17 protein-coding genes are annotated in these 19,690 nt (G+C 59.1%); 7 read left to right on the plus strand and 10 right to left on the minus strand.

Going from position 1 to position 19,690, the window contains the following annotated elements; genetic code table 11:
* The 4 genes from AB5Z09_RS16585 to xdhC form a co-directional block, all read left to right on the plus strand.
* The coding region (locus tag AB5Z09_RS16585; protein ID WP_368195750.1) for a solute carrier family 23 protein at positions 1-744 on the plus strand (744 nt) is incomplete at its 5' end.
* 375 nt (positions 745-1,119) lie between these two features.
* Positions 1,120-3,438, plus strand: a complete 2,319-nt coding sequence (gene xdhA, locus AB5Z09_RS16590) for a xanthine dehydrogenase molybdenum-binding subunit XdhA (RefSeq protein ID WP_368195751.1) — start codon at positions 1,120-1,122, stop codon at positions 3,436-3,438.
* A complete protein-coding gene (gene xdhB / locus AB5Z09_RS16595) occupies positions 3,431-4,309 on the plus strand; it encodes a xanthine dehydrogenase FAD-binding subunit XdhB (protein WP_368195752.1) in 879 nt (292 codons plus the stop codon). Before xdhA ends, xdhB begins: the two co-directional genes overlap by 8 nt.
* Positions 4,306-4,791, plus strand: a complete 486-nt coding sequence (gene xdhC, locus AB5Z09_RS16600) for a xanthine dehydrogenase iron sulfur-binding subunit XdhC (protein ID WP_167556461.1) — start codon at positions 4,306-4,308, stop codon at positions 4,789-4,791. Before xdhB ends, xdhC begins: the two co-directional genes overlap by 4 nt.
* 116 nt (positions 4,792-4,907) lie before the next feature.
* On the opposite strand, the gene AB5Z09_RS16605 is transcribed toward xdhC, so the two are convergent.
* Complete coding sequence (locus AB5Z09_RS16605; RefSeq protein ID WP_026035120.1) at positions 4,908-5,447, minus strand: glycine zipper 2TM domain-containing protein; 540 nt, start codon at positions 5,445-5,447, stop codon at positions 4,908-4,910.
* A gap of 501 nt (positions 5,448-5,948) precedes the next feature.
* Between AB5Z09_RS16605 and AB5Z09_RS16610 the strand changes: the two genes are divergently transcribed.
* A complete protein-coding gene (locus AB5Z09_RS16610) occupies positions 5,949-6,137 on the plus strand; it encodes a hypothetical protein (RefSeq protein WP_368195754.1) in 189 nt (62 codons plus the stop codon).
* A gap of 62 nt (positions 6,138-6,199) precedes the next feature.
* Here AB5Z09_RS16610 and AB5Z09_RS16615 read toward each other — a convergent pair whose 3' ends face one another.
* Positions 6,200-7,726 carry a YfcC family protein gene (locus AB5Z09_RS16615; RefSeq protein ID WP_201997641.1) on the minus strand — a complete coding sequence of 509 codons (1,527 nt, stop codon included), beginning with the start codon at positions 7,724-7,726 and terminating at the stop codon, positions 6,200-6,202.
* A 666-nt stretch (positions 7,727-8,392) separates the two neighbouring features.
* Between AB5Z09_RS16615 and AB5Z09_RS16620 the strand changes: the two genes are divergently transcribed.
* Positions 8,393-10,015 carry an acyl-CoA synthetase gene (locus tag AB5Z09_RS16620; RefSeq protein ID WP_368195755.1) on the plus strand — a complete coding sequence of 541 codons (1,623 nt, stop codon included), beginning with the start codon at positions 8,393-8,395 and terminating at the stop codon, positions 10,013-10,015.
* Between the two features lie 86 nt (positions 10,016-10,101).
* Here AB5Z09_RS16620 and AB5Z09_RS16625 read toward each other — a convergent pair whose 3' ends face one another.
* Complete coding sequence (locus AB5Z09_RS16625) at positions 10,102-11,391, minus strand: diguanylate cyclase (RefSeq protein WP_368195757.1); 1,290 nt, start codon at positions 11,389-11,391, stop codon at positions 10,102-10,104.
* Between the two features lie 354 nt (positions 11,392-11,745).
* On the opposite strand from AB5Z09_RS16625, the gene AB5Z09_RS16630 reads away from it, so the two are divergent.
* A complete protein-coding gene (locus AB5Z09_RS16630) occupies positions 11,746-13,212 on the plus strand; it encodes a P-loop NTPase fold protein (RefSeq protein WP_368195758.1) in 1,467 nt (488 codons plus the stop codon).
* A gap of 33 nt (positions 13,213-13,245) precedes the next feature.
* On the opposite strand, the gene hisIE is transcribed toward AB5Z09_RS16630, so the two are convergent.
* The 7 genes from hisIE to hisD all read right to left on the minus strand — a co-directional run bounded on the left by hisIE (position 13,246) and on the right by hisD (position 19,688).
* A complete protein-coding gene (gene hisIE, locus AB5Z09_RS16635) occupies positions 13,246-13,866 on the minus strand; it encodes a bifunctional phosphoribosyl-AMP cyclohydrolase/phosphoribosyl-ATP diphosphatase HisIE (RefSeq protein ID WP_368195759.1) in 621 nt (206 codons plus the stop codon).
* A 128-nt stretch (positions 13,867-13,994) separates the two neighbouring features.
* Positions 13,995-14,768 (minus strand): imidazole glycerol phosphate synthase subunit HisF, encoded by a 774-nt coding sequence (gene hisF, locus AB5Z09_RS16640; RefSeq protein ID WP_019446757.1) that lies wholly within the window; start codon positions 14,766-14,768, stop codon positions 13,995-13,997.
* The gene (gene hisA / locus AB5Z09_RS16645; protein ID WP_042030922.1) at positions 14,768-15,529 is read right to left on the minus strand and encodes a 1-(5-phosphoribosyl)-5-[(5-phosphoribosylamino)methylideneamino]imidazole-4-carboxamide isomerase; all 762 of its coding nucleotides are present in this window, start codon (positions 15,527-15,529) and stop codon (positions 14,768-14,770) included. The genes hisF and hisA overlap by 1 nt, the downstream gene beginning before the upstream one ends.
* On the minus strand, positions 15,530-16,171 hold the full coding sequence (hisH, locus tag AB5Z09_RS16650; protein ID WP_368195760.1) for an imidazole glycerol phosphate synthase subunit HisH: 642 nt from the start codon (positions 16,169-16,171) through the stop codon (positions 15,530-15,532).
* Positions 16,171-17,280 carry a bifunctional histidinol-phosphatase/imidazoleglycerol-phosphate dehydratase HisB gene (gene hisB, locus AB5Z09_RS16655; protein WP_368195762.1) on the minus strand — a complete coding sequence of 370 codons (1,110 nt, stop codon included), beginning with the start codon at positions 17,278-17,280 and terminating at the stop codon, positions 16,171-16,173. Before hisB ends, hisH begins: the two co-directional genes overlap by 1 nt.
* Before the next feature lie 15 nt (positions 17,281-17,295).
* A complete protein-coding gene (gene hisC, locus AB5Z09_RS16660; protein ID WP_368195763.1) occupies positions 17,296-18,366 on the minus strand; it encodes a histidinol-phosphate transaminase in 1,071 nt (356 codons plus the stop codon).
* A complete protein-coding gene (gene hisD, locus AB5Z09_RS16665) occupies positions 18,363-19,688 on the minus strand; it encodes a histidinol dehydrogenase (RefSeq protein WP_368195764.1) in 1,326 nt (441 codons plus the stop codon). Before hisD ends, hisC begins: the two co-directional genes overlap by 4 nt.
* Positions 19,689-19,690 lie beyond the last annotated feature (2 nt).

A 19,690-nucleotide genomic window follows, 5' to 3' on the forward strand; every position in this document is an offset into this window, starting at 1 on the left:
CCGGGGGGGATCCTGCTGGTGATCATCGCCATCTCCATCTTCGGCCTGATTTTCGATCCGGCGGTGAAGTATCAGGGATTGTTCGCCCTGCCGAGCCTTTCGGACGATCAGGGCAAGTCCCTCATCTTCAGTCTGGATATCATGGGGGCTCTCTCGCCGCTGGTGCTGCCCAGCGTGCTGGCGCTGGTGATGACGGCGGTATTCGATGCCACCGGCACCATCCGGGCGGTGGCGGGGCAGGCCAACCTGCTCGATAAGGATGGTCACATCATCAACAGCGGCAAGGCACTCAGTGCCGACTCGGTCAGCAGCATCTTCTCCAGTCTGGTGGGGGCGGCCCCCGCTGCCGTTTATATCGAATCGGCGGCGGGCACGGCAGCGGGGGGCAAAACCGGCCTGACTGCCACCGTGGTGGGCGGCCTGTTCCTGTTAATGCTGTTCCTCTCGCCGCTCTCCTATCTGGTGCCGGCCTATGCCACCGCACCGGCCCTGATGTATGTGGGGCTCTTGATGCTGAGCAACGTCACCAAACTCGATTTCGATGACTTTGTCGGGGCCATGTCCGGGCTGGTGTGCGCCGTCTTTATCGTGCTCACCTGCAATATTGTCACCGGCATCATGCTCGGCTTCAGCTCGCTGGTGATCGGCCGCATCTGCTCGAAGGAGTGGCACAAGCTCAACGTCGGCACCGTGGTCATCGCCCTGGCGCTGGTGCTCTTTTATGCTGGGGGGTGGGCTATTTAGGGATAACCCGCCCGTTTGGGGCCGCACTGGCGGCCCCATTTTTATGCCTGTTATTTTTAGCCCGCTCATGCTGACTATCACGTCTCGGCCGTCTCCGAAGTTGGGGGGGTATCGCGATACCATTTTGATAAATCCTCCTACCAGATTGATAGGCTCCCACCCTTGCTCTTCTCGCTCTGCCGCTTTTGTCACCGCTGATGTGCCCCGTTTGCTCAGGGGCTGCCCCTGGCTTGTCGCTTCGGGCCAACAAAAGCGGGCTAGATGGGATCCCCTTCACACTTCTCCCCATTCTCCTGACGATGGCGGGAAACAGGCGCATATCTTGCTGTTTTTTATGCCGGTTCCAGATTTTTCCATTCGAAAAAGGACTTGCATATGTCCATAGGATTACCGCTCAAGCGGGTGGATGCCGAGGCCAAGGTGACCGGCAGCGCCCGCTATACCGATGACAACATCATGCTCGGGATGCGCCACGCCAAGTACGTGCGAAGCAATATTGCCCACGGCAAGGTGCTTGCCATCGATGCGACCGAGGCGCTGGCCCTGCACGGGGTCGAAGCCGTGTTTACCCATGAAGATGTCCCCACCACCTGTTTTCGCACCGCCGGTCACGCCTGGTCTCTCGATGAGGCGAAACGGGATGTGAAAGACCGCCGTCTGCTCACCGACCATGTACGCCACTTCGGCGATGGCGTCGCCATCGTGGTGGCCCGGGATCCGCTGGTGGCCGAGAAGGCTGCCGCCCTGGTCAAGGTGACCTACGAGCTACTGCCGGTGATGACGGATGCCGAAAGTGCCCTGGCCGACGGAGCCTATCCCATCCACCCGAGCGGCAATCTGCTGCGCCAAAGTCAACTCAGAGCCAATGAACCGGAGCAGGCCATTGCTGCCGCCGATCTGCAGTTTCAGGCACACTACCGGACTCCGGTGGTGCAGCACTGCCATCTGGAGACGGTGACCTGCTACGCCTACATGGATCAACCGGACCACATCATAGTGGTCACCAGTACCCAGATCCCCCAGATTGTGCGCAGCCGGGTGGCCAAATCCCTCGGCCTGCCCTGGTCCAGCGTGCGGGTGATCAAGCCCTATATGGGGGGCGGTTTTGGCAACAAGCAGGATGTGCTGGAAGAGCCGATGGCGGCATTTTTGAGCTACAAGCTCGGTGGCGTGCCGGTCAAGGTGACCTTGAGCCGGGAGGAGTGCTTCTTCGCCTCCCGCACCCGCCACGGCTTTGCCATCGACGGCAAGATGGGCCTCAACCGTGACGGCACCCTCAAGGGCTATCAGCTCGACGTGCTCTCCAACACCGGCGGGTATGCCTCGCACGGCCACTCCATCGCCAGCGCCGGTGGCAACAAGATCAGCTACCTCTATCCGCGCAGCGCTTTTGGTTATGACGCCACGACCTTCTACAGCAACCTGCCCACCGCCGGTGCCATGCGCGGTTACGGCGCGCCGCAGGTGATTTTTGCCCTCGAATGCATGCTGGATGACGCCTGCGTCGAGTTGGGGTTAGACCCGCTCGATGTGCGTATCGCCAACGTGGCGCGGGAGGGGGATGTCAATCAGGTCAATCAGAAGACCATCTACAGCGCCGGACTACCCGAGTGTCTGCTGCGTGGTCGCGAGATGTTTGAGTGGGATCGGCTCAAGGCCGAGTGTCTGGGGCAGGATCCCGCGAGCCGGGTACGGCGCGGTATCGGGGTGGCCTGTTTCAGCTACGGCTCCAACACCTATCCGGTGGGGGTCGAAATTGCCGGCGCTCGCATGCTGCTCAATCAGGATGGCACCGTCAATCTGCAGATAGGCGCCACCGAGATAGGGCAGGGATCGGACACCGTCTTTGCCCAGATGGCGGCCCAGACCCTTGGGATCCCGTTTGAGCAGATCCGGGTCATCTCGACTCAGGATACCGACATCACCGCCTACGATCCGGGCTCGTTCGCCTCGCGCCAGAGCTATGTGGCGGCGCCAGCCATCCATCAGGCGGCGCTGCAACTGCGGGCGCGCATTCTGTCGCTGGCTGCCCAGCTCTGTCATCAGGATGTAGGGTCGTTGACCCTGATCGATGGCTATGTGGTGCTGGCCGGAGCGCCGGACAAGGTGCTGATCAGCGTGGCCGAGGTATCGGTCAATGCCTACTACCACCTCACTATCGGCGGCCAGATCACCGCCGAGGTCTCCCACAAGACCACCACCAATCCGCCCAGTTTCGGCTGTACCTTTGTCGATCTCAGCGTCGATATCGATCTCTGCAAGGTCACTATCAATCGCATCATCAACCTCCACGATGCCGGCAAGATCCTCAATCCACAGCTGGCGGAGGGACAGGTGCATGGCGGCATGGGGATGGGGATCGGCTGGTCGCTGTTCGAGGAGATGATCATCGACGCCAAGAGCGGCGTGGTGCGCAACCCCAACCTGCTCGACTACAAGTTCCCCACCATGCTGGATTTGCCCGAGCTCGAATGCGACTTCGTGCAGACCTACGAGCCCCAGTCGGTCTATGGCCACAAATCACTGGGAGAACCGCCCATCATCTCCCCCGGCCCCGCCATCCGTAACGCCATTCGCATGGCGACCGGCGTCGCCATCAACGAGCTGCCCATCACCCCCAAGACCCTGTTTCGGGAGTTTGTCGCGGTGGGTCTGATTGGCGAGGGAGCAGGGGAGGAGCAACACCATGTTTGATATTTCCCGTTACTACAAGGCGCACAGTGTGGCCGAGGCGGTCGCCCTGCGTCAGGCCGACTCTGAGGCGCGCCTGCTGGCCGGTGGCACCGATGTGATGATCCAGCTGCATCACCTCAACGCCGCCTATCGCCATATCGTCGATATTCACGACTTGCCCGAGCTCAAAGGGGTGAGCGAGCTGGCTGATGGGTCGATCCGTATTGGCTCCGGTACCACCTTTACCGAGCTCATCGAAAACGAGCTGGTGCAGCGCCGCCTGCCGATGCTGGCCGAGGCGGCCGCCACCATCGCCGGGCCGCAGATCCGCAACGTCGCCACCTATGGCGGCAACATCTGCAACGGCGCCACCAGTGCCGACTCGGCGGCGCCCACGGTAGCGCTGGAAGCAGAGCTGGAGATCGCCGGACCCAATGGCACACGCCGCATTCCCATCGCCGGATTTCATACCGGCCCCGGCAAGGTGGCGCTGCAACCGGCGGAAATTCTGGTGGCATTCCACTTTGCGCCGGACTCGCACCCCCATGTGGGCTCCCACTACTTCAAATACGCCATGCGCGATGCCATGGATATCGCCACCATCGGCTGCGCCGCCTACTGTCAGATTGAGGATGGTCACTTCAAGCGTCTGCGGCTGGCCTACGGGGTAGCGGCCCCGACCCCGGTGCGCACGCCTCACGCGGAAGCGGCAGCCGAAGGGCAACCGCTGACTCGCGCCACACTGGCCGCCATTGCCGAGGCGGTGGTGGCCGATGTGGCGCCACGATCCTCCTGGCGGGCAGAGAAGGAGTTTCGCCTGCACCTTATCAAAACCCTGGCGCAGCGGGTGGTCGCCTGCGCAGTCGAACGTGCCGGAGGGAAGATCCTATGATGCAACCGCAAAGCTGTCCCGCCGTGGAGATCCAGTGCGAGATCAACGGCAAGCCTTACTCCTATGCAGTGCCGCCCACCATGTCGCTGCTCCACTTCCTGCGCGGGCAGGGGCTGATCAGTGTGAAAGAGGGGTGCAGTGTCGGTGAGTGCGGCGCCTGTACCGTGCGGGTGAATGGCACTGCCATCGACAGCTGCCTCTATCTGGCGGTCTGGGCCGATGGCAAATCCATTCGCACCGTGGAGGGGGAGCGCAAAGGTAATGAGCTCTCCGACGTGCAGCAGGCCTTTATCGACGAGGGGGCGGTACAGTGCGGTTTTTGTACCCCGGGCCTCGTGATGGCGAGCGCCGCTCTGCTCGACAAGACCGCACGTCGTCCGCTGACCGATGAGGAGATCCGCCGCGGGCTGTCGGGCAACCTCTGCCGCTGTACCGGTTATCAGAACGTGGTACGGGCGGTGAAGAAGTGCTGCAAAGGGTGATAGTTCGGGTGCCGTGAGTGGTGCGTGCCGTTGTTTGAAAAAGGAAAAAAGCCTTCCCAAAAACACAGGCCCGTCTCGAAAGAGACGGGCCTGCTGCTAAGTGGGGCCAAGAGACATCACACTTTTGGCTGGTCGATCACCAATTTGCCATCTTTGACCGGAATGGTGGCACCGGGGGCTTGCTTCATGCGGATCACCCCCTCCTGACCGGCGAGGCGATAGGTCACGTCATAACCTATGGTGTTGACGCTCGTATCCTGCACGGTCTTGCAGCGCTGCTCGGTGGTGGTGTAGGTATCGCCCGCCTGCATATTGCCCTGCACCTGATTACCGGCATAACCCCCTGCGACCGCCCCGGCTGCGGTGGCCACCTTCTTGCCGCTGCCGCCGCCAAACTGGTGGCCAACCACGCCACCCAGCGCTGCGCCAACCACTGTGCCGAGGATCTTGTGCTCATCCTGTACCGGCTTGCGGTGGGTCACGGTGACGTTGCGACACTCCTGTCGGGGAGTCTTGATGGTCTCGGTGATCGGCTTGCTGGCGATCACCTCGGCAAAGGTGGGCTGGGGTGTAAAGAGGGAGCCGCTGGCCGCCGCCGAGAGCGCCAGGGCCGAGGCGATGCCAATACCGATACCTGCCATCATGGATCTGTTCATTTTATGGTTCTCCTGCATACCCATACGGGCTCTTCCAATCTGGCGCCATCTTGTCACAACTGGTTGGCCGGACAAGGCGAGGGGGATGGGTCTGCGACAGGCGCTGGCAAGGTCAAAAAACAGCCACCATGAAAAAGTGTCGGACTTTGGCGACAACGGACTAAAAGTGACCGGTTTCCGACGTGTGGTGAACTTAGCAAGTGTGATAAGGAGCAATTCGAGTCGCAATTTGCAAGGCGGGCGGTGAGCAGAATGCCAGAGTGGCAAAGTGCTGACGGGGGTAGGTCAAGGAAGGTCTTGAACAAGGGCTCTGTTCGTTGAGATGGCCACGCAAGTGGTTGATAAATGGCTCCAGCCCCATCGGATGTTGGCCGATAAGAGATCACGGCAAGCATTTTGCTTTGATTGGGTGAAGCAGAGGGTGAGCGGGTCGGCAGACAACTGCGTAAGACCTGATATGAAGACGTTCACCCGAGATCACCGGATCAACGAGGGGGAGATATGTCAATGTTACCCAGCTGGATCACCCCGGCCATCCAGGCCAACATCATCACGGTGCAGCAGGCCGAACGTCTGCTCGCATCCCTCTACCGACCCCTGGCCGAGCAGGGAGAGGAGCTTCCCGCCGATATCGTCGACATCAGCCTTAAACTCTACTGCTTCCGCCAGCAGGGGCGGGTACGCCACTAAGGCTGACAAAAGAACACCCCGCGCCAGGCTCGGGGTGTTGTCACTCATGTATCACAGGCCTATCAGGCCAACATCACTTGCGCCACCAGCATCAGGGCGCCAAATCCCAGCACAAAGCCCACCATGGGCAGGACGAACTTGACCCACTTGTTGAACTGGATGCCGAGCATCTGCAGGGTGACCAGCACCAGTCCGGTGGGGGCCAGGAACAGCATGGCGTATTGGCCCCAGTTGTAGGCCGACACCACGATATAGCGGGGGATCATCACGGTATCTGCCAGCGGCGCCATGATGGGCATGGAGAGCACCGCGAGCCCCGAGGAGGAGGGCACCACCAGCCCCAGCAGGGTGAACACCAGCATCTGCGCCACCGCGAACACGGCGCCGTGCATGCCGGAGACCAGATCGGAGGCGTAGGCCAGAATGGTGTCCGAGATCATCCCCTGATCCAGCACCAGATTGACCCCCCGTGCCAGCCCGATGATGAGGGAGACGGCCACCAGTTCTGATGCCCCCTGAGTAAAGGCTTCGACCGCCTCTTTCTCTTTCAGGCCCGAGATAAAAATGATGATGATGGCGATGGTCAGGAAGGAGGCCGCCATCTGCGGAAACCACCAACCGGCCATGGAGACGCCCCACACCATCAGCGGGAAGGCGAGGATAAACAGGGTCAGAATGATCTTGCGGCGCAGGGTGAAGGGCACCCCTTCGTCCATAGAGCCCTCTTTGAGAAAACGGGCGCGAAAGCTCTCTCTGTCCTCATAGGTGTAGGAGAAGGCCGGGTTGGCCTTGATCTTCTTGCAGTACCAGTAGAGATAACCGATCACCACCAGAGTGCCCACCAGACAGCCAATGGCGCGAAAGATCAGCCCCTCGGTAAAGGGAATGCCAGCGGCATTGGAGGCGATCACCACCGAGAAGGGATTGATGGTGGAGAAGGTGGTGCCCATGGAGGCGGCGAGGAAGATGGCCCCTACGCAGACGATGGAGTCATAGCCGAGCGCCAGAAAGATGGGTACCAGTATGGGGTAGAAGGCGACCGCTTCTTCCTCCAGTCCGCAGGTGGTGCCTCCCAGCGCCATCACGAAGCAGACCAGCGCCACAAACAGGAACTCGTTGCCCCGGGTCTTGTGTGAGAGGGCGACAAGCCCCGCACTGAATGCGCCTGTCTTGTTGATGACGCCGATCAGCCCCCCGAGCACCAGAATAAAGACGATGATATCCGCCCCCTCTATAGTGCCCTTGACCATGCTGACCGCCACGTCACCGAACCCCTTGGGCGCTTGCTCCAATCGGGCATAGGTGCCGGGAATGGCAATGGGCTTGCGGATGGTGCCGTTGGTAAATTGCTCCACCGCAATATTGATATTAAGTTTTGCCAGGGCATCCTGGGTTGCGGGAAGTCGGCTTATTTCCCCCTGTGGGCTATTGACCATCAGACTTTCACTGGCTGGATTATAAGAGAGCTTGGCATAGGCGCCCGCCGGAATTATCCAGGTCAGTGCAATGGCCAGTAACATAATAAGAAACAGAATGGTAAATGCAGTAGGGAATTGTCTGCGTGGTGTGGTATTCGGCACGGCACACATAAAATGCTCCTTGATAAAGCAGGTTTGGGCTCGGCGGAATATCGGGTCGATAGGGTTTCTGCGTCATACATCCAAGGTACGCAAACTCACTGTGGATTGCGTAGTGATTGGCGAGAAATCTGGCCTGATATTGAACATCCGGTAGATTGTTTCACGTTGTAACCGTAACCCGTGTGTGGCTGAATGAACATGGTGCCATGCTCGCTTTATGGGATGGCTCACAAAATTTATTTTCCATGGATTTAACAGCTGATATGAAATAAAAGTTATTATGCAATAACTATTTCAGCTTTCGTTTTATGCGGTTTACCTTAAATAAAGGTCATGAAAATAGTGCGTGCCGAGATGAATGAAATGACATATAAAGCAGTTTTGACGGAATAATATTCCATTATCGTCATTTTTCGTTATTCGCCAAAAACAGCCTGTGAAAAAAATGGCACGCTTTCCCGTAATGAAATATTTTTTGCAACGAAAACAGGGGGCCTCTGTTGGCAGCAGGCTGCCCCTGTCTAAGACGTTTTGCTAATACCTGCCGCCACAGGCTCACTGTTAGGCTGTCATCCCCATAAGAGACCAGTGACGGGCAGGATGCCCGAGTCGCTTGCTGATCTCTGAATCATCCCGAAACTGCCCGTTTTGTGCCACTTGTGAGGAAGGAATCCGATGACAGTGCAGAACATCTATGAGCGCGACCTTGCCAAAACTGCCGCCAATTTCGAGGCCCTGACCCCCATCAGTTTTTTGGGGCGGGCGGAGCGGGTCTATCCCGACTATCCGGCGCTGATCCACGGCCCGCTGCGCCAGAGCTGGGGCCAGACTGCCCGCCGTTGCCGCCAGTTGGCCTCGGCCCTGCGGCTTCGCGGCACCGGGGAGGGGGATACCGTCTCCATCGTTGCGCCCAATATCCCGGCGATGTTTGAAGCTCACTTCGGGGTGCCCATGAGCGGCGCCGTGCTCAACACCATCAATACCCGGCTCGATGCAGAGTCGATGGCCTTTATCTTCCAGCATGCCCAGAGCAAGGTGGTGCTGGTGGACAGGGAGTTCGGCTCTGTGGTGCGCAAGGCGCTGGATCTGCTGGAGCGCCAACCACTGGTCATCGCCATCGACGATCCCCTCTACCGGGAAGGGGCGCTTGTCAGTGACCTCGACTATGAGACCTTTATTGCCACTGGTAACGGCGATGAACCCGGCTGGTTGCCAGAAGATGAGTGGCAGGCTATCTCCCTTAACTACACCTCCGGCACTACCGGCAACCCCAAGGGGGTGGTCTATCACCATCGCGGCGCCCACCTCAACGCCATCAACAACGTGCTCTCCTGGGAGCTGCCCAAACATCCCGTCTACCTCTGGACCTTGCCGATGTTTCACTGCAACGGCTGGTGCTTCCCCTGGACGCTGGCGGCCACCGCCGGGGTGAGCGTCTGCCTGCGGCATGTGCAGGCGGCCGCCATTTATGAGGCGCTGCACGAGCACAAGGTGAGCCACTTCTGCGCGGCGCCCATCGTGCTCAATATGCTCAACAATGCCGATCCGGCGCTCAAGCGGTGGCTGGATCACCCCATCAAGGTGATGACCGCCGGCGCTGCGCCCCCCGCCACCGTGATCGCCGGCATGGAGGCGATGGGGATCGCCGTGACCCACGTCTATGGCCTGACCGAAACCTATGGCCCCTGCGTGTTGTGCGAGCCGCAAAAAAGCTGGCAAGGTCAGGATGCCACTGCGCTCTCCCGCCTCAAGGCGCGGCAGGGGGTTGCGTCGCCTCTGCAGGGGGAGATGCGGGTTATCAATCCGGTCAGTGGCGAGCCGGTGGCCAAAGATGGCAAAACCATGGGGGAGATAGTGCTGCGCGGTAATGTGGTGATGAAGGGCTATCTAAAAAATCCGGCGGCCAGCGCCGAGGCGATGGCGGAGGGGTGGTTTCGCAGTGGCGATCTGGCGGTATGGCACCCGGATGGTTATGTGGAGATCAAGGACAGATCCAAGGACATCATCATCTCCGGCGGGGAGAATATCTCCAGTCTGGAGGTGGAAGATGTGCTCTATCGCCATCCCGATGTGGACGAAGCGGCGGTGATCGCCATGCCCGATGAGAAGTGGGGGGAGGTGCCCTGCGCCTTCGTGAAATTGAAAGAGGGGCGAGAGACTACCCAGGCGGAGCTGATCGCCTTTTGTCGTGAGCAGATGGCCCACTTCAAGGCCCCCAAACGCATCATCTTCACCCCGTTGCCCAAGACCTCGACCGGCAAGGTGCAAAAATTCGTGCTGCGCAAACAGCTGGGGTAGCGGTCTGTTCGTAAGGAGCCAGCACAGCAATTCATAGGAGGGAGATACAAGGGGTCTGGAGGGCTGCTGGCCCTCCCGTTGTATGGCTAGGGAGCCTTGCAGGCGACGCAGTTGCGGCCGCTCTGTTTAGCCTGATAGAGCATCTGATCGGCGCGGGCGTAGAGGCTCTCCATCAGCTCCCCCTCGCCATTTTCCACCAGTCCTGCGCTGATGGTGATGACCAGCTTATCTCCATCTGGCAGGGGCAGCGGGCTTTGCATCACCTGCAGGCGCAGTCGCTCGGCCAGGGATGCGGCGGCCGAGAGGGTGGTGTTGGGCAGCAAGATGGCAAACTCGTCACCGCCGATGCGGGCCAGCACATCTTCGCTGCGCAGCACCGATTGCATCACCCTGCCCAGATGCACCAGCGCGCTATCCCCAAGGGGATGACCGAAGCGATCGTTGATGCACTTGAACTGATCCACATCCAGCACCATCAGTACCGAGGTAAGGTGGTGGCGCATGTCCAGACTAAGGTTCTTCTCGCACATCTCGAAAAAGAAACGGCGGTTGTAGAGACCGGTGAGGCCATCGCGCACCGACTGTTGGTGCAGCTGCTCCTTGAGCTGGTGCAGTTCGGTGATATCGGAGGAGATACCGATCAGGGTCGGGGTGCCATCCCCCAGCAGAAAGGGTACCTTGACCGACCAGTAGTAGTGCTGATTGCCCTCGATATCGGTCAGCGTCTCTTCTCCGGCTTGCAGCTCGCCGGTTTCGAATACCCGGTTATCCAGCCGCCACAGCTGGCAGGCGCTGGCAGCCGGGAACACCTCATCATCGCGCCGGTTGATGATCTGCTCGGCAGGAAGGCCTAGCAGATCGGCGACCTTTTGGTTGACGTAGAGAAAGCGGTGCAGGCTGTCCTTCATATAGATATGGGCATCCACGTTGGCGAGGATGAGCTCCAGCAACTGGTGCTGCTCCGCCAGTTTTGCCTCGATCAGCTTGTGTTCGGTGATATCGGTGGAGATACCGCACAGGCCGATCAGGTTGCCGTCCCGGTCATACATGGGCTTTTTAACTGTCCAGTAGCAGCGCTTTTCCCCTGTGGTTTTGAGGTAGTTGATCTCCTCCTGGGCGAGGGCTAGCTGCTGCTCCAGTACCAGTTGGTCGTTGCGCTGAATCGCATCCGAGAATTCGAGATCAAAAAAAGCCCGATCATCCTGCCCCTGCAACTCGGCGAGGGTACAGCCAAAGAGGTCAAGCACCGCCTGATTGGCATAGGTGTAGCGGCCCGCCAAATCTTTGGTAAAAAGGTAAGCGTCAGTCTCGTTGAAGATGGCTTTGAGGTGATCCAGCTCATGCTGCAATCGAATGGAGAAGGGTTCATCCTTCATGGGGTTAACCATCCTTGGTCAATGGAGTCGTTGTATACCGCGCTAATATATGTACCAACGGTTTAAATTAAGCACTGAACAGGCCATATTTCGTGTTTATTTCCGCAGGATCTGCGCCATGTCACACGATTGTCATCGTTGGTGTGGTCAAAGGAAATCAACTGAGTCCGTGGCTGTTCAGATAACTGTCCCACTCATATCGGCCCAGCTTCGTGGGCCAGCAGCAGAGAAATTGCCCGGCAATCAAATGCGCCACTCCGATCGGTAGAAAGGGCAACAAACAGGTCTTTAATCAAACTATTTTCACTGTGTCCTTGATATCATTCTCAGCAACGCAATATGGAGAGATACGAGATGGCAGTGGCACCGTTTAATTGGGATGACGCAGTTCAGTGGGCCGGGCCGGGAGCCATTGACGGAGTGGTGGAAAAGTTGGCCGGTGATCGGCTGGAACGCGCCCGCTATGCCGAGTTTCTGACCAACTACCTCGCCGCCGAAGGCAAGCAGCGCAACTATGTGCTTAACCTCAATGCCGAATGGGGGGCGGGAAAAACCTGGTTTATCAAGCGCTGGTATATGGAGCTGAAAGCGCACTATCCGACCGTCTATATCGATGCCTGGCAGCAGGACTTTTCCGATGATCCCTTATTGACGGTGATTTCGTCGATAATCGATCAGCTCAAAGAGGTTGCAGGGAAAGATAACCCTATTCCAGAAAGGATGCGGCAGCGGCTGCTTGGATTATTTAAGGTCGGCGGCAAACTGGCATTGAAAGCGGCAATCAAGAAGGCTGGATTGGAAGAGGATGATTTTTCTCTGGATGGGGATGATGCCAATCAACTGGTCGATGCCTTATGCAGTAATCAGAAAGAGCGTTATGAATCCATCCAGTATCTTAAACAAGAAATTAGGCAATGGGTGGAAGGGGCTGTTGCTTTAGGTAAAGGAAAGCTGGATTATCCTGCCTTTATCTTGATTGATGAACTGGATCGTTGTCGTCCTTCCTATGCTGTGGAAATGCTGGAGACTATCAAGCATATTTTTGATATTCCCAAGGTGGTATTTGTGCTGGCAACAGATACCGAGCAGTTGCAGCATGCTATCAAGGTAATTTATGGGGAAGGATTTCATGCATCTGCTTATCTAAGACGTTTTTTCAGGCGGCAATTTGCCTTAAAGGAAATATCAAAAGCATCGTTCATTGAAAGCTACATGACTCTTGATGATGCATCATTTGAGCACCTTTTCCCAAGATTTAAAACAATAAACGAATTTTCATTGTTGCTATCAGTAATCGCAGATACTTTCGGTCTTAAACTTAGAGATATTGAACAGTACATAGACAAAGTAATGGCTGCAATATCAAACGTTAGCGATGATTTTGATTTAGTGATTTTTTCCATACTTCTTTTATCCAAAGAGCATGAGCCTGACTTATATAGGCAGATAGTGAATTTAGAACTATCACTTCGAAATGATAATAAAAAACCAATATCTAATGTTGGGTTCTATGAACGATTTAAAGTGAATAGTATGTTGCAGTTTAACTTGCCTTCAGAGAGTAATGGCACAGATCTTTTAAAGGCAGAAATAAGCATATCTAAATATATAAATTGTTTCTTTTATTCCATGAGACATAAAGCGCAATTAGTCGCAGAAAGGAACGCAATTGCGATAGGTGGGGTGTTGGGTCAACATCATATAGATGCATTCACAATTGCTAGCAAAGAAGAGACATTATTGGCTTATCACTTGGCGAATCAGAGTGTCAATATTAATGAGTATCAAGATCTTGTTGAGCTAGCATGCAATTTTAAATAGAAATGGGCATAAGCCCATTTCTAAACATGAATATTATTTTTGATGCCGCTCATAAAGCCGTTGAACGACATCCTGTAATCCCAGCCCTTCGTTTTGCAGCAGTACGGTCAGGTGGTAGAGCAGATCGGCGGATTCGTTAATGAGCTCCTCCCGATCCTTGGCCATGGCGGCCAGCGCCACTTCGACACCTTCCTCACCTACCTTCTGGGCGATGCGCTTGGTGCCTTTGCCGTAGAGGCTGGCGGTGTAGCTGGTGGCCGGATCGGCCCCTTTGCGGGCGGCCAGGATCTGTTCCAGCTCTGCCAGAAACCCGAGCGGTGGCAGCGGGTGGCCGTTAAAGCAGGAGGTTGTCCCTTTGTGGCAGGTGGGGCCGACGGGATTGGCGGCGATCAGCAGGGAGTCCTGATCGCAGTCGGTGCTGATGGCCACGAGTTTGAGCACATTGCCCGAGCTTTCACCCTTGGTCCACAGTCGCTGTTTGCTGCGGCTAAAGAAGGTGACCTGACTGGTAGTCTGGGTCTTCTCCAGCGCCTCGCGGGTCATAAAGCCCTGCATCAGCACCTCGCCGCTGGCGGCGTGTTGGACGATGGCGGGGATCATGCCGTCGCATTTTTCCCAGTCGAGCTGTTCAATTAATAAGTTGGAATTATGCACGGGTATCGGCTCCTCTATTATCAGACCGGCACTCAGGGCGGGGGATCATGGCGCATTTACATTTTTCCCAGTCGAGCTGCTCGGCAAGGGGGCGCGCGCTGTCGGTTGTTTGTGCATTTTCAGAGAAGTTATTCACGGATGGCGACTCCTTCGGTTTTCAGCCAGCGTTTCAATTCGGGAATGGGGATAAGGCCCTTGTGGAACACAGAGGCGGCCAGCGCCCCGTCCACATCGGCGAGGGTAAAGGCATCACGAAAGTGCGCCATGGCACCGGCGCCGCCGGAGGCGATCAGCGGCACCTTGCAGACGCTGCGCACCAGCTTGAGCTGGTCGAGATCATAACCCTGACGCATGCCGTCCTGATTCATCACGTTCAGCACAATTTCACCTGCGCCGCGCTTTTGCACCTCCTGCACCCAGTCGAGGGTGTGCCAGGCGGTGGTGCGGGTGCGGCTCTCGTCACCGGTAAACTGTTTGACCTGATAGTGGCCCGTCTCGGCGTCGAAGTAGGAGTCAATGCCCACCACCACGCACTGCACGCCAAAGCGCTCGGCCAGTCTGCTGATGAGGGTCGGGTCGGCAAGGGCAGGGGAGTTGATGGAGACCTTGTCGGCGCCAAATTCCAGGATCTGGCGGGCATCCTCCACGCTCTTGATGCCACCGGCGACGCAGAAGGGGATGTCGATCACCTCCGCTACCCGGCTCACCCAGCTCTTGTCCACCACCCGGGCATCGCTGGAGGCGGTGATGTCATAGAACACCAGCTCGTCAGCGCCCTCTTCGGCGTAGCGGCGCGCCAGCTCGACAATGCCGCCCATCACCTCGTGGTTGCGAAACTGCACCCCTTTGACCACCACGCCATCCTTCACGTCGAGGCAGGGGATAATGCGTCTTGCCAGCATCAGTTGCCTCCTGTGGTATCTGCTGCGGGGGCTTGCCAGCAGGCGATGGCGTCACCCACCGAGAACTTGCCCTCCAGCAGGGCGCGGCCAAGGATAATCCCCTTGACGCCGGAGCCCTTGAGCGCCTCGATATCCGCGATGCCGCCAATGCCGCCGGAGGCCTGAAAGGCGACGCTCGGGTAACGGGCGCAGAGATCCCGATAGAGTTCGACGTTGGTGCCAGCCAGGGTGCCGTCACGGCTGATGTCGGTGCAGAGCACATGCTTGAGCCCGGCGGGGAGGAAGCGTTCGATCAGCGCCTCGATGGTCACGCCGCTGTTCTCCTGCCAGCCTGCCACCGCGATATGGCGATTGCCCTGCTCATCGATATTGACGTCCAGCGCCAGCACGATCTGCTCGGGGCCATATTTCTCCATCCAGCTCGCCACCAGATCCGGGGATTTGACGGCGGTGGATCCAATCACCACCCGGCTGGCACCGGCGGCCAAGAGATCTGCCACATCCTGTTCGGTGCGCACGCCGCCGCCGACTTGCACCGGCGCTTCGGTGGCTGACAGCAGTTGAGTCAGCAGGGGCAGCTGGCGAGCCTTGGCATCCTTGGCACCGTCCAGATCCACCAGATGGAGCTGCACCGCCCCCTGGGAGACATATTCATCGAAGCGGGCTTGCGGGCTGCTGCTGTATTCGGTCTTCTGCTCGTAGTCCCCCTGATAGAGGCGAACTACCTGACCGTTGATAAGGTCAATTGCGGGAATGATCATTCATAGCTCCAGAAAATTTTGCAGCAAACGGGCACCGGCTGCGCCTGAGCGCTCCGGGTGGAATTGGGCGCCAAAGAAGTTGCTGTGCTCTGCAACCCCACCGACGATGGCGGTAAACGGCTTGCCGTAGTCGCAGGTCGCCAGCGTCGCCCCGGTCACCTCCAGCGCATAGGAGTGAACGAAGTAGAAGTAGCTGCCGCTCGGGATCCCCTTGAGCAGAGGATGGGTCTCGTCATGCTCAATCTGGTTCCAGCCCATATGGGGCAGGCGCAGATTACCGACCTCCATCAGGCGGATCTTGCCCGGCACTATGCCAAGGCAGTCGATAAGCCGCTCTGACGAGTCATCCGTACCCATGCTCTCTTCGGAGGCCTCTGCCAGCATCTGCATGCCGAGGCAAAAGCCCAGCAGCGGCTGCTTGGCGGCGCGAATAAGGGGCACCAGCCCGCGCTCGTTGAGGTTTTTCATGGCGGCCACCGCGGTGCCGACACCGGGCAGGATCAGCTTGTCCGCCTGCTCGATATCGGCCGCCACGCTTGAGACCAGCGGCTGCACGCCGAGGCGCTCGAACGCCATTCTGACCGAGGCTAGGTTAGCGCAGCCGGTATCGATAATGACCAGCTTCTGCTTGCTCACATCCATCACAGCACTCCCTTGCTGGAGGGAAGCTCGCTCCCTTCCACCCGAATGGCCTGACGCAGGGCGCGGCCAAAGCCCTTGAACAGCGCCTCCACCTGATGGTGGGTGTTGCCGCTGCCCACCTTCATCTGCAAGGTGATGGCCATGGCGTCGGAGAGGGAGCGGAAGAAGTGGGGCACCATCTCGGTGGCCATCTCGCCCACCTTGTCGCGGCCAAAGCCGCTCGGGCAGTCAAACACGAAGTAGGGGCGACCGCTGAGATCCAGCGCTGTGCTCACCTCCTGCTCGGTCAGCGGGCGCGCATCGATCACTGCCTGCACCTCGTCCATCGCCAGCACGAAGCCGAAACGGCCGATGCCGCGCTTGTTGCCAAGGGCCTGACGCAGCGCCTGACCTAGCGCCAGCCCCACATCCTCTACCGTGTGGTGATCATCGATATGCAGATCACCGCTGACGTTCAGTTTGAGCTGGAAACCGGCGTGGGTCGCTATCTGATCCAGCATGTGATCAAAGAAGCCGATACCGGTGGCGATCTGGTTGCCGCCGCTCTTGTCCAAGTCAACAGCTACCTGAATGCGGGTCTCCTTGGTATAGCGTTCCACCGAGGCTACGCGCCCCTTGGACAACAGCTGATCACGGATGGCGAGCCAGTCGTGATCCTGCGGGTGGTAGCGAATACCGCCAATGCCCATGTTCTCGGCCAGCTGCAGATCGGTCTGGCGATCGCCAATAACGAAGGAGTTGGCAAAGTCGATGCGACCGGAGGCGAGATAATCCTTCACCAGCCCAAGGTGGGGCTTGCGGCAGCTGCAGCCATCGGTGGGGAAGTGTGGGCAGATCAGCACCTGTTCCCACTTCACCCCTTGCGATTCGAACAGGTGCATCATCAGATCGTGGGGCGGCTGGAAGTTCTCCAGCGGCAGGCTGGCGGTGCCCAGCCCATCCTGGTTGGTCACCATCACCAGCACGTAGCCGGCGGCCTGCAACTCGCGCAGCACCGGAATGACCATGGGCTCGAAGCGCAGCTTGGCGAGGCTATCCACCTGCTTGTCGGTCACCGGCTCTTCAATCAGGGTGCCGTCGCGGTCGATAAACAAAAACGGGGTCTTCATCGCTACATCCTTGTCTTACAAAGTGGGAGAGGGCAGGTCACGCAATACCGCCAGCACGGCATCCATCTCGCCCTGATAGCCGATGGTGACGCGAATGCTGTTGTCCAGACCCGGCTTGCTTGAGAAATCCCGCAGAATGATGCCGGCGGCCTTCATGGCGGCAAAGACGGCTGCGCCATCCACAAAGCGCACCAGCACGAAGTTGCCCTTGTCCTCGAATACTTCCTTCACGCAGGCAAGCGTTGCCAGCTCTGCCTTGAAGGCGGCTTTTTGCTTGTTGAGCTCTACCACTCGCTCCTGCATCAGCTCCAGTCCCATGGGGGAGAGGGCCTGCGCCGCGATCTGGGCGATGGGCTCGGGGATGGGATAGGGGGCGATCACCTTGGCCAGCATGGCGATCACCTCGGGGCTTGCCAGCGTAAAGCCACAGCGGATCCCCGCCAGGGCAAAAGCCTTGGAGAGGGTGCGGGTCACCACCAGATTGGGGAAGCGGGCCAGCAGGTCCACCACGGACGCTTCTGGGCAGAACTCGATATAGGCCTCGTCCACCACCACGATGGCGCGATCCCGGGCTTTCTCCAGCAAAGCGATAAGACCGTCGCGACCCACCAGATCCCCGGTGGGGTTGTTGGGGGAGCAGAGAAACACCAGCTTCACGTCGGAAAGGCGATCGGCGATGGCGGGCCAGTCCGGTTGGCGGCTGGCGGTCAGCGGCTGCTCGACGATGCCAACGCCACAGGTCTCGGCGCTGATGGCGTACATGCCGTAGGTGGGCGGGCAGATCAGGATCTGATCTTCACCTGCTTCACAGAAGGTGCGAATAAGCAGCTCGATGGCCTCGTCGGCGCCACGGCTGACCAGCACCTGATCGGGGTTGACCCCGGCGTAGGCGGCATAGCTGTTCACCACCTCGGCCGGCTGGCACTCGGGGTAGCGGTTGAGACGGCTGCCCTCAATGGTGAAGGGATAGGCCAGCGGGGCCTCGTTGGCGTTGAGCCAGACGTGGCCCTTGCCGCCGATACGGCGGGCGGATTGATAGGGGGTGAGGGCCCGCACCACGCGGCGCGCCAGGTTGGCAATGCTCATGACAAATCCTTCTGCTGTGCTGTTGGTTGGGGCGCGGCGGCCAGGGCGTTCAACCTGAGGGTGACGGCATTTTTGTGGCCATCGAGCCCTTCGGCCTCGGCGATGCGCTCGACGATAGGGCCAAGGTCGCGAATGCCTTCGGCGCTCAGCTCCTGCACCGTGTAGCGGCGCTGATAATCGGCAAGGCCCAGGCTGGAGCAGGTGCGGGCATAGCCGTAGGTGGGCAGGGTGTGGTTGGTGCCGCTGGCGTAATCGCCGACCGACTCGGGGGTCCATGCTCCCAGAAAGATGGAACCGGCGTTCTCGAGTTTATCCAGCAGATCACGCGGGGCGCGGGTCTGCACGATCAGGTGCTCCGGTGCGTAGGCGTTGGAGATGGCACACGCCTCGGCCAGATCGTCACAGAGGATCACCAGACTTGAGCCCAGCGCCTGCGAGGCGATATCGCGGCGGCTCAACTTGGCCAGCTGGCTCTTGATTTCGCCAGCGATGGCATCGGCCAGCAGCGGCGAGGTGGTCACCAGCACCACCTGGCTGTCGGGGCCATGCTCGGCCTGGGAGAGCAGATCCGCCGCCACGAAGGCGGGGTTGGCGCTCTCGTCGGCAATCACCAGCACCTCGGAGGGGCCGGCGGGCATGTCGATGGCGGCGCCGCGCCAGTCGCGGGATACCTGCCCCTTGGCTTCGGTCACATAGGCGTTGCCCGGGCCGAAGATCTTGTCCACCTTGGGAATGCTCTCGGTGCCGTACGCCATGGCGGCGATGGCCTGGGCGCCGCCGATGGCGAACACCTTCTCGACCCCGCAGGCGCGGGCGGCAAACAGGATCTCGTCGCTGGCGGGGGACGGGGTGCAGAGCACCACTTCACGGCAACCGGCTAAGCGTGCCGGAATGGCCAGCATCATCACGGTGGAGGGGAGCGGTGCGCTGCCCCCCGGCACATAGAGGCCGACCCGACTGATGGGCTGGGTGCGCAGCTCGCATACCACCCCGGGCTGGGTTTCTACCCGTACCAATGGCTGCATTTGGGCGGCGTGGAAGGTGCGAATGTTGGCAATTGCCGCTTCGATGGCATTTTTGATGTCGTCATCCAGCCGCGCGCAGGCAGCTTCAATCTCATCTCCACTGACGCGCAGCTGCTCACGGGGGGCGCGCTCGAAGCGCAGGCTCAGCTCGCGCAGGGCCTCATCGCCACGGCTACGCACCGCGGCGATGATATCCCGCACCACGGCGCCGATATCCGCCTCGTCACTCAAGGCCGGTCGGGTCAGCACGTCGGCCTGCTGGGCGGGGGAGAGGGTCTTCCAGATCAGGGTCTGCATGA

This window comes from Aeromonas sp. R2-2 (genome assembly GCF_040908355.1).
Lineage (GTDB): Bacteria > Pseudomonadota > Gammaproteobacteria > Enterobacterales > Aeromonadaceae > Aeromonas > Aeromonas veronii.

What these genes read in the sequence shown, in the direction of transcription:
- hisF (WP_019446757.1), bottom strand. Translation starts at nt 14,768, where the DNA reads ATGCTGGCAAGACGCATTATCCCCTGCCTCGACGTGAAGGATGGCGTG.
- AB5Z09_RS16620 (WP_368195755.1), top strand. Translation starts at nt 8,393, where the DNA reads ATGACAGTGCAGAACATCTATGAGCGCGACCTTGCCAAAACTGCCGCC.
- AB5Z09_RS16630 (WP_368195758.1), top strand. Translation starts at nt 11,746, where the DNA reads ATGGCAGTGGCACCGTTTAATTGGGATGACGCAGTTCAGTGGGCCGGG.
- hisC (WP_368195763.1), bottom strand. Translation starts at nt 18,366, where the DNA reads ATGAGCATTGCCAACCTGGCGCGCCGCGTGGTGCGGGCCCTCACCCCC.
- AB5Z09_RS16605 (WP_026035120.1), bottom strand. Translation starts at nt 5,447, where the DNA reads ATGAACAGATCCATGATGGCAGGTATCGGTATTGGCATCGCCTCGGCC.
- xdhB (WP_368195752.1), top strand. Translation starts at nt 3,431, where the DNA reads ATGTTTGATATTTCCCGTTACTACAAGGCGCACAGTGTGGCCGAGGCG.
- AB5Z09_RS16610 (WP_368195754.1), top strand. Translation starts at nt 5,949, where the DNA reads ATGTCAATGTTACCCAGCTGGATCACCCCGGCCATCCAGGCCAACATC.
- xdhC (WP_167556461.1), top strand. Translation starts at nt 4,306, where the DNA reads ATGATGCAACCGCAAAGCTGTCCCGCCGTGGAGATCCAGTGCGAGATC.
- hisD (WP_368195764.1), bottom strand. Translation starts at nt 19,688, where the DNA reads ATGCAGACCCTGATCTGGAAGACCCTCTCCCCCGCCCAGCAGGCCGAC.
- AB5Z09_RS16615 (WP_201997641.1), bottom strand. Translation starts at nt 7,726, where the DNA reads ATGTGTGCCGTGCCGAATACCACACCACGCAGACAATTCCCTACTGCA.
- hisH (WP_368195760.1), bottom strand. Translation starts at nt 16,171, where the DNA reads ATGGATGTGAGCAAGCAGAAGCTGGTCATTATCGATACCGGCTGCGCT.
- xdhA (WP_368195751.1), top strand. Translation starts at nt 1,120, where the DNA reads ATGTCCATAGGATTACCGCTCAAGCGGGTGGATGCCGAGGCCAAGGTG.
- hisB (WP_368195762.1), bottom strand. Translation starts at nt 17,280, where the DNA reads ATGAAGACCCCGTTTTTGTTTATCGACCGCGACGGCACCCTGATTGAA.
- hisA (WP_042030922.1), bottom strand. Translation starts at nt 15,529, where the DNA reads ATGATCATTCCCGCAATTGACCTTATCAACGGTCAGGTAGTTCGCCTC.
- AB5Z09_RS16625 (WP_368195757.1), bottom strand. Translation starts at nt 11,391, where the DNA reads ATGAAGGATGAACCCTTCTCCATTCGATTGCAGCATGAGCTGGATCAC.